This window comes from Paenibacillus macquariensis (assembly GCF_900156375.1).
Taxonomy (GTDB): Bacteria; Bacillota; Bacilli; order Paenibacillales; family Paenibacillaceae; genus Paenibacillus_AQ; species Paenibacillus_AQ macquariensis.
The window spans coordinates 14432-29064 of record NZ_FTNK01000011.1 but is presented as its reverse complement, the minus strand read 5'-3'; the positions used below and the strand labels follow the sequence as shown (position 1 = coordinate 29064).

Below are 14633 nucleotides of genomic sequence, written 5' to 3'. Positions count from 1 at the left end.
ATGTCGAAGTTTATTGAATTTGTGATTCGGAAAGCTAGAGGAAGTAACACTCTTAAGAGGGCATACAAATCAACGGTTAGTTCATATTTGAACACGCATGTTAGTGAAATAACACCGTTTAATCCAATACACTCATCTTTAGAGGGAAAGAGAATTAATTTGCTGGTTCCTTCAATCAATAAAGAACATGTATTTGGGGGTATATCTACAGCTATAAATTTTTATGATGAATTGGTATTAGCAAGTCAAGGCTATTCTCGTCGTATTATCACAACTGATGCATGCCCTGAGAGTGAGGATTTAGACAGATTTCCTAATTATACGTTAGTGACTTGTGAAGTTGATGCAGAGTATCGTTCTCAAATTGTACCTTTTAATGATAGATACAACAAAACAATCCCTGTGAGTAAAGATGACATTTTCATTGCTACATCTTGGTGGACTGCATACTTCGCTCAAAGGATTGTGAAGTGGCAGTCTGAATATTATGGCCAGGAGATAAAAAAAGTTATTTACTTTATTCAGGATTTTGAACCTGGTTTCTATCCTTGGTCTAGTCAATATTCATTAGCAGAGAGTACTTATAAATATAAGGGACCCCAAATTGCTATATTTAATTCAAGTTTGTTAATGGACTTTGTTATACAACAGGGCTACTCATTTACTGAGAAATATTCTTTTGAACCTAAATTGAATACAGCTTTAAAAGAAAGATTAGTTCCGGTAAAGGATATGAATAAACAAAAAAAAATATTAATATATGGTCGGCCTTCTGTGGCACGAAATGCGTTCACACTAATTGTTGAAGCACTAAGAACTTGGGTTTGGAGTTATCCTAATGCATCACAGTGGGAAATTATATCTGCAGGTGAGCAACATAACGATATTGATATCGGTAACGGGGTAACGATAAAATCCAAAGGGAAAATGTCATTAGATGAGTATGCTGAAGAATTAAAGTCGAGTGCAGTGGGACTTTCACTAATGATTTCACCACACCCTAGTTACCCCCCATTAGAAATGGCTCATTTCGGTGTTTTGGTATTAACAAATAACTATGCTAATAAAAATTTATCTAACTTGCATGGTAACATTACTTCATTGGAAGAGCTTAATACTGATGTAATTGCAAATGCGCTCTCAGATTTATGTGCGAAATTTGAATATGATAATAGTATTGGAACAAGAAGCTTATCATCTATGGAAAGTTATATTAATAATAAGAAGCAGTTTGATTTTATAGACGATGTAATCAAAAATCTATGAGAAATTTAATAAGCTATAGAATAGATTAATTGAGAAGCAATTAGAATAATTGTAAGTCATTTTTTCTGTGATTCGTACTGATTTATTGAAAGTAAATGAATGGAGGAAACATAATGAAAGGTATAATCCTAGCAGGTGGTACAGGCTCTCGCCTTTATCCTTTAACCAAAGTTACTAATAAGCATCTTCTTCCCGTGGGTAAATATCCAATGATCTTTCACTCAATCTATAAGCTTAAGCAAGCTAGTATTAAGGACATTCTCATTGTCACAGGCAAAGAACATATGGGTGACGTCGTTAACTTACTCGGTAGTGGCCGAGATATGGGCGTTTCTTTTACTTATAAAGTACAGGATGAAGCTGGTGGTATTGCCCAAGCATTAGATTTAGCTGAACATTTTGTTGGGGAAGATCAAATGGTAGTTATTCTAGGAGATAATGTTTTCGAAGATGATATCACTCCGTACGTACATAAATTTCAAGAGCAGAAGAAAGGCGCCAAGATCTTAATTCAAGAAGTTCAAGATCCTAATCGATTTGGTGTACCTGAAATTCAAGGAGAGCGAATTCTTTCTATTGAAGAGAAGCCGGAACATCCGAAGTCTAATTATGCAGTTACAGGTATTTATATGTTCGATCATAAGGTATTCGATATCGTTAAGACCCTAAAACCTTCTAGTCGAGGTGAATTAGAAATCACAGATGTTAATAATGCCTATATTAATCGTAATGAGCTGACCTTCGATATCCTTCAAGGATGGTGGACGGATGCAGGAACACATGCTTCATTAGCACGAGCCAATGAGTTATCTCAGGGTTTGATATTTGGAGAAACATTCGGCAAATTAAAATTGTGAATATAGGGAGGAATTCTAAGCTATGAAAGTCACTTCTCTAGCATTATCAGGTGCGAGCTTACTTGAACCGATTGTCCACGGAGACAGTAGGGGCTTTTTTATGGAGAGCTATAATGAGGTCAGCCTACATGAACAGGGAATTAATCATGTTTTTATCCAAGACAACCAATCCCTTTCCGCAGAACCAGGTGTTCTACGCGGCCTTCACTACCAACTCAATCCAAAAGCACAGACGAAACTGATCCGTGTACTCTCTGGAGCAATCTACGACGTAATCGTTGATATTCGTCGTAACTCCTCAACCTTCGGTCAATGGGTAGGTGTCATCTTAAGTGAACACAACCATCGACAGCTCTTAGTTCCAAAAGGCTTTGCCCATGGATTCTGTACTCTTGTTCCCAACACACAGGTTCTCTACAAAGTAGACGAGTATTATTCACCGGAGAATGATCGTGGCATACGATGGAACGACCCTGCTCTTGCTATAGATTGGCCTACAGCAAGTCCGATCCTATCGGACAAAGATCAACAGCATCCGCTACTTCAAGATGCGGAACTTAATTTTGAGTAGGGGGTATATTTTTTAATGAAACTACTAGTTACTGGCGGTGCAGGATTTATCGGAAGTAATTTCGTTATATACATGTTGCGGGAGCATCCTAATTACCAGATTGTGAATGTTGATGCGTTGACATACGCAGGAAATCTAGAGAATCTTAAAACGATTGAGAATCATCCTAATTACTCCTTTGTCAAAGCAGATATTACGGATGGACAAGCCATCGATCAAATATTCCAACAAGGCATTGATGTGGTTGTGAACTTTGCAGCGGAGTCGCATGTGGACCGGAGTATCCTTGAGCCAGAAGTGTTTGTGAAGACCAATGTGTTGGGTACACAAGTGCTGCTTGATGCTTCTAAGAGATATGGTGTGACGAAGTATGTACAAGTATCTACGGATGAGGTATATGGTTCACTTGGAGAGACGGGTCTATTTATGGAGAGTACGCCATTAGAACCTAATAGTCCATATTCCGCTAGTAAAGCGGGAGGTGATTTGTTGGTACGTGCCTATCATGAAACATTCGGATTGCCTGTGAATATTACTCGTTGTTCTAATAACTATGGACCATATCAATTTCCTGAGAAGCTGATTCCATTAATTATATCTCGTGCATTGAGTGATCAGGCCTTACCTATATACGGTGATGGGTTAAATATTCGCGACTGGCTTTATGTTGAAGATCATTGTAGTGCGATTGATCTTGTCATTCATCAAGGACGTGTTGGTGAAGTATACAATATCGGTGGTAACAATGAACGTACGAATCTTCATATTGTGAAGACCATTCTACAAGAGTTGAATAAACCTGAATCTCTTATTACTTATGTTGAAGATCGCTTAGGTCATGATCGCCGCTATGGGATAGATCCAACGAAACTTGCACAAGAGTTGGGTTGGAAGCCGAAGCACAATTTCGAGACGGGCATTAAAGAGACAATCCAATGGTATTTGAAGAATAAAGATTGGTGGACTCGTATTCAATCGGGTGAGTACCAACAATATCAGATCACACAGTATGGAGAACGGTTGGGAGATTCTCTATGAAAGCACTTGTAACAGGAGCAGCAGGTCAATTAGGAACGGATGTCGTTACTATATTGCTTAGCAACGGTCACGATGTGCTTGCATGTGGTCGTAAAGAGTTAGATTTTACGGATCTAGCACAGTGTCAACAAGTGATTGGTCAGTTTCAACCCGATGTGGTCATTCACTGTGCGGCCTATACAGCAGTCGATGCAGCTGAGACAGATATAGATGGTGCTTATAAGGTGAATGCCGTAGGCACGAGGAATATAGCGGTAGCTGCAGAAAGTAACGGATCAAAACTGATCTATATCAGTACGGATTATGTCTTTGATGGTACTAGTAATGAGTCATATCAAGAGTATGATAATACGAATCCCCAGAGCATTTATGGAAAGTCCAAACGTGCAGGAGAGGTATTGGTACAAAGCTTATCCACGCGGTATTTTATCGTTAGGACATCTTGGGTATATGGTGCTCATGGGAATAATTTTGTCAAAACAATGTTGCGTCTCGGTCAAGAAAAGCCTTCTCTTAAAGTTGTGCATGACCAGAAGGGATCTCCAACTTATACGGTTGATCTGACTAACTTCTTATTAGAGCTTATGGTAACTGAAAAGTATGGAGTTTACCACGCATCCAATAGTGGTGCATGTACATGGTATGAGTTCACACAGGCTATCTTTGAAGAGGCTCGTAAGTTAGGAATCAGCATTATTGCTGAGCCCGAACCTTGTTCGACAGATGAATTCCCGCGTCCGGCTCACCGCCCCGCTAATTCGGTCATGGAGCATCTATCTATCCGAACGAATGGGTTTCAGGATATACGGCCTTGGAGAGAAGGACTTATAGACTTCTTACAACAATGGACCGGAACTGAATCTAAATAGATGTTCCGACGAATCCCCCGATCTATTCCCAACTGAATCGGGGGATTCAGTTATAATATGAAGTAAATCTAACATACAAAGGATTGTCCTACCTATGAATAGTAACGTTAGTGTACATATTGTAACCTATAATAGTGCAGATGATATCGCCCGATGTTTACAGGCGGTTGAAGCACAAACATATCCTATATCACAAATTATCGTAGTAGATAATGCTTCTTCAGATTGTACTGTAGAGCAAGTGGAATCCCAATCCCATCTAATAACCGATCAACTTCTTCTTGTTCGTAATCAAGCCAATGTTGGATTTGCTCCTGCTCATAATCAAGCTATAACTTTATCTTCGACTGACTATATACTGGTGCTGAACCCAGATGTGACATTGAACCCAGACTACATCAAGTTACTGATAGAGGTGATGCAGGAGCGAGCAGACATAGGAAGTGCAACTGGAAAGTTACTACTAAGCTCGAATCCGGATGTGGTGGACAGTACAGGTCTAATCATGAATAACAATTGTCGGGCGTTCGACCGTGGAGCGGGGGATCTCGCTTCCCAGTGGAATGAATCTGGAGAAGTATTTGGAGCGTCTGGAGCAGCGGCGCTATATTCACGGACAATGGTTGAGGATATTAGCGTGCATGATGAATTTTTTGATAGTGATTTTTTTGCATATAAAGAAGATGTAGATGTGGCTTGGCGTGCACAACTACTAGGATGGAAATCTTATTATCTAGCAGAAGCGATCGGTTATCATGCAAGGGGATGGAAACAAGGAGGACGTAACGCTCAGCCTCTTTTCCTTCGGAGGGTATCCTATATCAACCGCTACAAAATGATGTATAAGAATCTAGATAGCTCAAGCATATTCAAATCTTTCATACGTATATTACCTTACGAGATCGCTAGCAATGGATATTTTCTAATAAGAGAGCCTAAATTACTAGGGGCGTGGGGAGCATTTTGGAGACAACTGCCGTTACTAAGAGCTAAACGTAAAGAGATTGCTAATAAAAGAAAAAGAAAATAAATGAAGCTCATGGGGAAGTAATCAAAACTGAACTCATTTCAAGCCTATGTCATGCTTCTTAAAACTACCATGCTAGCATTTATCTCCATATGTTATAATAATGTCGATAGATTCTATTTTTGTCAGGAAGTGTTTTACATATGGATTTAAGTATTCTGATTGTTAATTACAACACATGCAAGCTGACGCTGGACTGTCTGCAGTCCGTATTTGCTTCGAATACAAGTTATACTTTTGAAGTGATTGTTATAGACAACCACTCTATCGATTCATCCGTTGAGAGTATCTCAGTAGAGTACCCTCAAGTGACATTGATCGCTAATAATGATAATACGGGTTTTGCCAAGGCGAACAATCAAGGAATGGAAATAGCTAAGGGAAGACATATATTACTGCTTAATTCCGACACGGTAATATCTGATAATACGCTAGAGACAATGATCCTATTCATGGATCAGAACCCTTCTGCAGGAGCATCGGGGTGTAAGATTATTCTGCCTGATGGAACGCTTGATAAGGCATGTAAACGCGGATTTCCGACGCCATCGGCGTCTTTTTACTATGCATTTGGCATATCGCGTCTGTTCCCGGAGCGACCGAAGTTTAATCAGTACCAACTGGGGCATCTAGATCCTGATGAGGAGTATCCTGTGGATTGTTTAGTTGGTGCTTTTATGATGGTAAGACGCGAGACCATGTTGCAGGTAGGAGGTCTGGATGAGACCTTCTTCATGTATGGTGAGGATATTGATTGGTGTTATCGGATCAAGCAGGCGGGTTGGGAGATTCATTATTACCCACGTACTTCGATCGTTCATTACAAAGGTGGAAGCGCCCGTCGCAGACCTACTCGCATTATTTATGAATTTCATCGCGCTATGTTTGTTTTTCACCATAAACATTACAAGAACCAATACTTTTGGGGTACTAATAGTGTTATATATATAGGGATAGGTTTGAAATTTGCTATGGCGTTACTCAAGAACAAGTTTACAAGATCGAAGCCTGTTTCCAAGCCGGTAGACAATCAGGTGGAGGTGAATTTATGATTCGTAGAAGTCAGGGGTTATTAACTCAATTATATATTTTAGCGGATTTCGCTGTGATACAGATATCATTTCTGCTCGCATGGTGGCTTAAATTTGAAAGTGGTTGGATTCCTTATGAGTCACCGATGCCTTTAGAGAAGTATTTGCTGTGGAGTTTAATTTATGGTGCAATTGCTATCTTAACGGGGATTGTTGTGACACTGTATTCTCCTAAGAGGAAGAAAAGATTCGCGGATGAATTTATTAAAATCATACAGATACATTTCATCAGTTTGTTTATCTTGATTAGTATTATGTTTGTTATAAAGGAAATTGATATTTCACGTGTTTATCTAGCTTTCTATTTGGGTTTTAATATCTTGCTCATTTTATTTTACCGGTATTTACTTAAGAGGTCCCTTAAGTATTTTCGTGAGAAAGGTTACAATAGGCAATTCGTATTGATCGTGGGTGCGGGTACGCTAGGTAAACGATTCTACAATAATCTGAAGCAGTATCCTGAATTAGGTTATGAGGTTGTGGGATTTTTAGATGATAATCAGGTTTGGGATAATGTTGATGGAGCGCATTATAAGCCCATTCTCGGAAATTTAGATGATCTTGAATACATGCTGAGTCAAGAACTCATAGATGAAGTCATACTAGCTCTACCTCTCGACGCACATTCCATGTATACGAATATTATCGTCCTTTGCGAGAAGGCTGGCGTGCGAACACTTATCATACCGGACTTTTTCGATTACCTACCAGCGCGACCTTATTTCGATAATTTCGCAGGCATGCCCATGATTAATGTGAGGGATATTCCACTTGATGTGGCAGGTAACCGATTATTTAAGAGACTATTCGATATGATATTCGCTCTCTTTGCTATTATTGTGACTTCGCCAGTCTTGCTGGCCGTTGCTATAGGTGTGAAATGCACCTCATCGGGTCCAATTATATTTAAGCAAGAGCGAGTCGGATTGAATCGTCGTAACTTCATGATGTATAAATTCCGTTCGATGAAATTCCAACCTAAGGATTCTGTGGATACAGGCTGGACAACTGAGAATGATCCGAGACGAACCCGCTTTGGAACGTTCTTACGCTCGACTAGCCTAGATGAGCTTCCCCAATTCTTCAATGTGTTGATGGGACATATGAGTGTTGTGGGACCTAGACCGGAACGTCCCTATTATGTGGAACAGTTCCGTGATGAAATCCCTAAATATATGGTTAAACATCATGTTCGTCCAGGTATTACGGGTTTGGCACAAAGCAAGGGATTACGTGGAGATACATCTATTGAAGAACGGATTAATCACGATATTTTCTATATTGAGAACTGGACTATCCTTTTAGATGTCAAAATCATAATGAAAACGATTAAGAACGGCTTTAAGAATAACAATGCCTATTAAGAGTAGATTACGAGACTGTTCCTTGAGCTTATTGCTTGAGGAGTAGTTTTTTTTGTGTGTTAGTACAAATAGTCAATAGAAATGTTGGCTGTTTCATTTTCAAATATGGATGCCTAATCTAACTCACTTGCCATCAATTTGATCGCCTCTGAGTCATTCAAACGCCTCAACCCCATTTCTCTATATCGAATTGTAAACGTTTACATGTCAATATTGTTCTCTCAGTAAGAATCTGTGATAACTGACCCGCGAGATTGTGTAGAGTACGATAGGTGAAATTTGCGCAGAGGAAACAATCGCATCTTTTTATCAAGAATTACACATGTTTTCTAGAGTTTATAAACCCACAAGTAAGCGTGTAAAGGCCGTCCTATAAGGTTTTCTGGTAATATAAAATGACATATTTACGAATGTAGCTGCTGCTAGGTATTGTGTATGTAAGCGCTAACAACATTTGGTGATTAGCGTCGGTAACATAGCCAGAGGAACACTAACCGAATCAGGAAGGGGTGATACTATGCAGGAAACAAAAAGTAACATCATGAGTAGCGTGATCCCGAAAGTTAAGAGGAAGAAGGAAAAGAAGAAGAGCTGGAACAAGATAGTTCAGAACTGGGAATTATATATATTCATTGCACCAGCGTTCTTGTATTTCCTTATTTTCCATTATGGACCGATGTATGGTATCCAGATTGCTTTTAAGAACTTTGTTCCTACCAAAGGTATTATGGGAAGTTCGTGGGTTGGATTCGATCATTTCACTCGCTTCTTTAATTCTTATTATTTTTGGGATTTGCTATGGAATACGCTTAGTATTAGTTTGTATGAATTGGCTGTTGGGTTTCCAATTCCGATTATCCTGGCGTTAGCTTTTAATGAAGTGAAGAACGGGTCATTTAAGAAGTTGGCTCAGACCGTTACATATGCGCCTCACTTTATTTCCGTCGTTGTCATGGGCGGCATGATCATAACATTCTTGTCTCCTTCATCGGGGATGGCCGTTCACTTGATTGAATGGTTAGGATTTGACGCACCTCAGTTCTTGACGGATCCCAAATGGTTTAAGACGATGTATGTGTTCTCTGGCGTTTGGCAGAGTGCAGGTTGGGGAACGATTATTTATTTAGCAGCTTTGTCTGGCGTGGACCCGCAGCAACATGAAGCAGCTATAATTGATGGAGCATCGCGCCTTCAGCGCATCAGATATATTAACATTCCAGTAATTATTCCAACGATGACGATTCTATTGATTCTGAATGTGGGTAGTTTGCTAGGCGTAGGGTTTGAGAAAATACTACTATTGCAGAATCCGCTGAACATGGGAGCATCGGACGTTATTTCAACATTCGTTTATCGCTCGGGGCTAGTGGATGCACAATATAGTTTCTCTACTGCAGTAGGATTGTTTAACTCCGTAGTTAATGCGTTCCTATTAATTACAGTGAACCAAATCGTGCGTCGTACCAATGAGAACAGTTTATGGTAGAGGAAGGGGTGAGGTAAATGGTTGTCACCGTTAAAGAATCTGGGCGAGACAAGGCATTCGCTATTGGTATCTATATTTATGTGTTTCTAGCATTTATTATTGTGGCTTATCCTGTGGTGTATATGCTTAGTGCTTCCATTAGTGATCCGAAGCTTGTTAGTTCCGGTGAAATGTGGCTATGGCCGAAAGGTATTACGTTTGACGGTTACAAGAGAGTATTCGAGAACGCAAGTATATGGAGAGGATACGGGAATACCATCCTTTATACCGTGATAGGAACGTTGATCAATCTGATCGTCACGTTGCCAGCGGCATATGCTTTGAGTCGCAAGGACTTTGTTGGACGTAACTTTTTCATGGGTATGTTCATGGTCACTATGTTCTTTGGAGGGGGCCTTGTACCGAGCTATCTACTTATTAAAAACCTAGGTATGGTAGATACCATATGGGCGATCGTGATCCCATCGGCAGCTTCGATCTGGAATATCATTGTATCTCGGACGTTCTTTCAGTCTACGATTCCAAATGAATTACAAGAAGCAGCCCAAATCGACGGATGTACGAATATGCGTCTTTTCTTCCAAATCGTTCTTCCGTTGTCGATGCCGATCATTGCCGTTATGGGATTGTTCTACGGTGTAGGGAATTGGAATAGCTATTTCTCGGCTCTTATTTATTTGAACGACGAGAACAAATTTCCACTACAGTTGATCTTGCGTCAAATTCTAGTTCTGCAAGAAATGTCCGCACAACCAGGAGGATCCATGGATGCGACGACGGCGTTGGCACTTAATAATAAGGCAGAAGTCGCAGCTTTGGTTAAATACGCAGTCATTATCGTAGCAACGTTGCCAATTATCGCAATTTATCCGTTCCTTCAACGTTATTTTGTACAAGGTGTCATGATTGGTTCCGTTAAGGGCTGATCTTATATATTAATGATATTAAAAGGGGAGAAATAAGTTATGAAAAAAATCCGTAAAGCGTCAGCTATGTTGTTATGTCTCACCTTGTCCATGTCCGTATTAGCTGCTTGCAGCTCATCGAATGAGGGTTCAAAAGAAGCCGGTACTTCCAACACAGCTGCAGACGTGAGTAAAGAGGGCTTCCCGATTGTTAGCAAACCGCTTACCTTGAAGATGATGTCGCAGGACACTGGTATTCAGGATTGGACCCAAATGCCTACGCTTCAAGAAATGGAGAAATTATCAGGTATCAAGATGGAATACAATAATGCGACACAGGAAAGTTTCTTAACGAAGAAGAATCTCGTGTTTGCTAGTGGTAATTTGCCAGACATATTCTATGCAGCGGACATTAAACCTTCGGAACAAGTGACATACGGAAGTCAGGGTGTACTTGTACCACTCGAAGATTTGATTGATAATTACGCGCCTAACCTCAAAAAAATTCTCGATGGAAATCCAGATATCCGCAAGTCAATTACGACGCCTGATGGTCATATCTATGCTTTACCGAACATCGACTTGTCTGCCGTATGGTATCGAGGTCCGATGTGGTATAACGGGAAGTTCTTGAAAGCTCTTAATGTAACAGAACCTAAGACAACAGAAGAGTTGTATACCTATTTGAAGCGTGTTAAAGAAGAGGATCCAAACGGTAATGGTAAGCAAGATGAAATTCCACTTACATCCGTGAAGCTTGACGATTTACGCATGTACTTCTTCGGCTTCTGGGGGATGTATAACGAGGATATTTACGTCGATAAGCAAGACAAAGTGCACTACCCATATATGGAAGAGGGATATAAAGGTTATGCAACATTCATGAATCGTCTGTGGAATGAGAACCTACTCGATCACGAGACGTTCTCACAGACGAATGATCAGAAGAAGGCTAAAGGTAAAAATAATCAACTGGCACTTTTCGGCGATTGGTTTCCTAGCTTCACATTGGGCGGCGAGCCTGATGGTAGCCATCCAATGATGACACCTGTGAAGAGTGAAATTGATGATTCTCCTGTTTACGGTAAACATCCAGGTCTTTCTACGTACGGTACCTTTGCGATTACTAGCAGTAATCCGGCTCCAGAAGCTTCGATGCGTTGGGCGGATTACCAATACAGTTACGATGGTGCTACTTTGTTCGGACAAGGTCCAGAGAACATTCTTTGGAAATATACAGACAAGGAGAACCACGTAAAAGAATGGCTTCCTGTTCCAGACGGCGGTGATCGTGAAGAATATCGTGGGAAGATTACACCAAATTATAGTATCGTTCCTCCAGGTATGAACCGAATCGATCTTTATAACGGATTAAGAAGTGATTTCGATCAATGGATTGATAAGGAAAATGCAGAGAAGTTAGTTCCGATCGCTAAATCGCCATTCCCAAGTGTTTATTTAACAAATGAAGAGCAAGAGGAGACGTCCGCTTTGCGATCCGATCTGGATGCGTACGTTAAACAGATGGAAGCGAAATTCGTAACGGGCCAGGAATCTGTCGCTAATTGGGATAAATACAAGGCACAAGTTGAAAAAATGGGCGGTAAGCGTATTGTAGAAATTTACCAGGTTGCATACGATCGTTGGAATGCCAACAAGTAACACATAGACCTATCCAACCAAGAGATGCAAGTAGCAATTCTAACCGGATCATGCCACATGATGACCGGTTAGATTGCATCACGGTTATTCTTCAATGAGGTCAGGTGTCGATTCAATCAGTTCATTCTCTTTATGAAGTTTACGGTATTGGCCGGGCGTATACCCTGTTTCCTTCTTGAATTTACGGATGAAGTTCGGCGTATCGAGATAACCGACGCGCATAATAATGTCTTTTAACGGGTCATTTGTCATCGTTAATTGGTGCATGACTTCTTCCATCCTTTTTTGCCATATGTATGGGATAAAGTTTACGCCCATCTTGTCCTTGAAAGAACGACTGACATGCGAAGGTGAGATGTCGAACTCGAAAGAGATCGTCTCTAGACTGAGCGTGTGGTCCATATAATGATTGTCAATATAGACAATAACCTGATCCATCAGGGAATGATCCCTCTTTGTTTGATTACGCTCGACCTGAGCGCAGATCCGAGAAGCAAGATTTAAGAAACTATGCTCTAATTCATCCAATGAATTGAACATTAGATTAGGGGCCATTTCCTGCATCGCATTATCGTTGCCGAGTTCAGATGCGGTCTTCAGCATCGTATTCAGAATATCAAAGCAAATGCAGCGTATAAGTAGTGCAGAAAGTGTATGTAAATTACGGAATGCAGGACTTATGATTTGCGCCGCAACATCATAACTTCCTTGTTTCAAGCTTTGCGAGAGTTTCAGTAGTTCGCTATCCGGGATCCAGAATGTTTGGTCGGACGTATAGGACAGTTTCTCGAAAAAAGTGACGGTGCCATGATCGGTTGACATGCGTAATTCGGATGCCGAACAGGCCTCAATAAAGGACTGATTAATATGATCAGGACTCAAATAACAGGTCCCGACACCAATTGATGGAATGACATCGACCATTTCGAGTATATTCCCACGTATCGCTTCGACAATATGTTGGACATGGACGAATTCTTCCAGCTCGATATGTAGGTTGAAGCTGATAATAAGAGCGAGCTGATCCGGTTGAGGGAGTTCAACGCTGTAGGCATAGGCATCCAAGTCAGGGATCTCCATCTGGGTAAAAAGCTGTATGATTTCTAGTCTGTCTTGTTTATTGTTCTGATCGTCTTCAAGTGAACCCCACATGATCACCATCACAAAGTGGTGAGATCGATCAAATTGAAGGTCGAATGTTTCTAAGAGTTCTGGCGTCTGACTCTGGGCGTTACCGTATTTCAACAGCATAAAGAGAAAGTGATTTCGTGCATAGGGCTCTTGAAGGTCTACTCGCGAACTGTAATCTAGAAGTGCTGTCCGAATTCGCTCAAGCTCGTTGCCTTGCAGGACAGGTCCATCGGCTGATCGGTTTGGTTTGGCGTTAGCATAAGCGAACTCCGCCAGTGTGGATATAGGTTGGTATTGAATTCGGGCGAACATGATCGCAATCGCGGCGCCGACGAGCACAACGATGGAGAACAACATAATGATGAAACTGCGAACATGCAGGACACTGCTGAAGAATTGAGAACTAGGCATCAATGTCACATAGGTCCATCCGTTATTTTCTGATTTAACAGATACGATGGAATGCTGCTTACCGTTTAACGTTTTGCTATGGATTCCTGGTGATAGCCCAAATAAGGAGTTGGCATCGGCCTCCATAAGGGATTCACCTTGACGGTTATCGGTTAGAATTTGACCATTATTATCAAAAATATAAGATAGTCCTTGGTAATTTCCTAGAATCGAATCGATTAAACCTGTGAGCTCAGCTTCTTTGATGAAGTACATGACCGTTGCATGTGGGCTAGGGCTGTTGGGTGTAATCGGAACAAGATAAGCCAGAATCGTTTGTTCAAAAGAGTTACGGTTAAGGAGATCGGCAGGACGCATCGTTGGAAATTTGACGCTGTTCAAATCTTGGTTGAGATCTTTAGGAGTCCAATTATCGAAACGGTACTTATCCGTAAATACGTCTAGACTCGACATACCTTGTGAAGAGTAAATCTGTTCATTGTTATGAAAATATAAGAATATTTCACTGATGATGGAATTTGGTGCCTTATATTGATCTAGTGCTTGGATGGCTTCTCTGCCAAAATAGGGATCGTGAACGCGATATGAAGTAAGTCTCTCGTCGTAAGAGATACGTGTAGCGACATCACTCATTTCATTCATCCGGGCGTCAATGATATTTTTAGTTTGTGTTAATTGATTGAGATGAGAGTTTTCAATTTCAGCCCTGAGATTGCTGACAGCGTTTTCATAGATGAATACGGTTATAAGGACTAAAGGGATTAGAAGAATGAATAAGTAGGACAAGATGTATTTCAAGAATAGTTTGGACTTGAAGTAATTCATTTTCATGCATGTATCCTCCTTAATCTTCCAATCAACGGTAAATTACTTAAGTATATGATAACAAGAAAATCAACCAAATACGAGTAGGATGACTAATAGAGTATCAATCAGAACTCATTTACAACTGGAG

General features: G+C 40.5%; 12 protein-coding genes. 11 read left to right on the top strand and 1 reads right to left on the bottom strand.

The genetic code is table 11. The features are described from left to right. From BW961_RS18550 to BW961_RS18500, 11 genes are all read left to right on the top strand, one after another. Complete coding sequence (locus tag BW961_RS18550; RefSeq protein WP_082867427.1) at positions 1-1266, top strand: rhamnosyltransferase WsaF family glycosyltransferase; 1266 nt, start codon at positions 1-3, stop codon at positions 1264-1266. 113 nt (positions 1267-1379) lie between these two features. Then, positions 1380-2123: a sugar phosphate nucleotidyltransferase gene (locus BW961_RS18545; protein WP_068584299.1), complete on the top strand. Its 744-nt coding sequence runs from the start codon at positions 1380-1382 to the stop codon at positions 2121-2123. 22 nt (positions 2124-2145) lie between these two features. Beyond that, positions 2146-2694, top strand: a complete 549-nt coding sequence (gene rfbC, locus BW961_RS18540) for a dTDP-4-dehydrorhamnose 3,5-epimerase (RefSeq protein WP_068584302.1) — start codon at positions 2146-2148, stop codon at positions 2692-2694. Positions 2695-2709: 15 nt separating this feature from the next. Next, positions 2710-3732: a dTDP-glucose 4,6-dehydratase gene (gene rfbB, locus BW961_RS18535; RefSeq protein ID WP_068584305.1), complete on the top strand. Its 1023-nt coding sequence runs from the start codon at positions 2710-2712 to the stop codon at positions 3730-3732. Continuing rightward, positions 3729-4601, top strand: coding sequence for a dTDP-4-dehydrorhamnose reductase (rfbD, locus tag BW961_RS18530; protein ID WP_068584309.1), 873 nt, complete (start codon positions 3729-3731; stop codon positions 4599-4601). The genes rfbB and rfbD overlap by 4 nt, the downstream gene beginning before the upstream one ends. A gap of 94 nt (positions 4602-4695) precedes the next feature. Then, positions 4696-5631, top strand: a complete 936-nt coding sequence (locus tag BW961_RS18525; RefSeq protein ID WP_068584312.1) for a glycosyltransferase family 2 protein — start codon at positions 4696-4698, stop codon at positions 5629-5631. 140 nt (positions 5632-5771) lie between these two features. Then, positions 5772-6680 (top strand): glycosyltransferase family 2 protein, encoded by a 909-nt coding sequence (locus BW961_RS18520; RefSeq protein WP_068584315.1) that lies wholly within the window; start codon positions 5772-5774, stop codon positions 6678-6680. After that, positions 6677-8083 (top strand): undecaprenyl-phosphate glucose phosphotransferase, encoded by a 1407-nt coding sequence (locus BW961_RS18515; RefSeq protein ID WP_068584317.1) that lies wholly within the window; start codon positions 6677-6679, stop codon positions 8081-8083. Before BW961_RS18520 ends, BW961_RS18515 begins: the two co-directional genes overlap by 4 nt. A gap of 541 nt (positions 8084-8624) precedes the next feature. Beyond that, positions 8625-9569 (top strand): ABC transporter permease, encoded by a 945-nt coding sequence (locus tag BW961_RS18510; RefSeq protein WP_244556001.1) that lies wholly within the window; start codon positions 8625-8627, stop codon positions 9567-9569. Positions 9570-9586: 17 nt separating this feature from the next. Beyond that, positions 9587-10495 (top strand): carbohydrate ABC transporter permease, encoded by a 909-nt coding sequence (locus BW961_RS18505; protein ID WP_068584323.1) that lies wholly within the window; start codon positions 9587-9589, stop codon positions 10493-10495. 39 nt (positions 10496-10534) lie between these two features. Next, positions 10535-12136, top strand: a complete 1602-nt coding sequence (locus BW961_RS18500) for a type 2 periplasmic-binding domain-containing protein (RefSeq protein WP_068584326.1) — start codon at positions 10535-10537, stop codon at positions 12134-12136. A gap of 84 nt (positions 12137-12220) precedes the next feature. Here BW961_RS18500 and BW961_RS18495 read toward each other — a convergent pair whose 3' ends face one another. Next, positions 12221-14509: a helix-turn-helix domain-containing protein gene (locus BW961_RS18495; protein ID WP_068584329.1), complete on the bottom strand. Its 2289-nt coding sequence runs from the start codon at positions 14507-14509 to the stop codon at positions 12221-12223. Positions 14510-14633: the final 124 nt, after the last annotated feature.

What these genes read in the sequence shown, in the direction of transcription:
- BW961_RS18550 (WP_082867427.1), top strand. Translation starts at nt 1, where the DNA reads ATGTCGAAGTTTATTGAATTTGTGATTCGGAAAGCTAGAGGAAGTAAC.
- BW961_RS18545 (WP_068584299.1), top strand. Translation starts at nt 1,380, where the DNA reads ATGAAAGGTATAATCCTAGCAGGTGGTACAGGCTCTCGCCTTTATCCT.
- rfbC (WP_068584302.1), top strand. Translation starts at nt 2,146, where the DNA reads ATGAAAGTCACTTCTCTAGCATTATCAGGTGCGAGCTTACTTGAACCG.
- rfbB (WP_068584305.1), top strand. Translation starts at nt 2,710, where the DNA reads ATGAAACTACTAGTTACTGGCGGTGCAGGATTTATCGGAAGTAATTTC.
- rfbD (WP_068584309.1), top strand. Translation starts at nt 3,729, where the DNA reads ATGAAAGCACTTGTAACAGGAGCAGCAGGTCAATTAGGAACGGATGTC.
- BW961_RS18525 (WP_068584312.1), top strand. Translation starts at nt 4,696, where the DNA reads ATGAATAGTAACGTTAGTGTACATATTGTAACCTATAATAGTGCAGAT.
- BW961_RS18520 (WP_068584315.1), top strand. Translation starts at nt 5,772, where the DNA reads ATGGATTTAAGTATTCTGATTGTTAATTACAACACATGCAAGCTGACG.
- BW961_RS18515 (WP_068584317.1), top strand. Translation starts at nt 6,677, where the DNA reads ATGATTCGTAGAAGTCAGGGGTTATTAACTCAATTATATATTTTAGCG.
- BW961_RS18510 (WP_244556001.1), top strand. Translation starts at nt 8,625, where the DNA reads ATGAGTAGCGTGATCCCGAAAGTTAAGAGGAAGAAGGAAAAGAAGAAG.
- BW961_RS18505 (WP_068584323.1), top strand. Translation starts at nt 9,587, where the DNA reads ATGGTTGTCACCGTTAAAGAATCTGGGCGAGACAAGGCATTCGCTATT.
- BW961_RS18500 (WP_068584326.1), top strand. Translation starts at nt 10,535, where the DNA reads ATGAAAAAAATCCGTAAAGCGTCAGCTATGTTGTTATGTCTCACCTTG.
- BW961_RS18495 (WP_068584329.1), bottom strand. Translation starts at nt 14,509, where the DNA reads ATGAAAATGAATTACTTCAAGTCCAAACTATTCTTGAAATACATCTTG.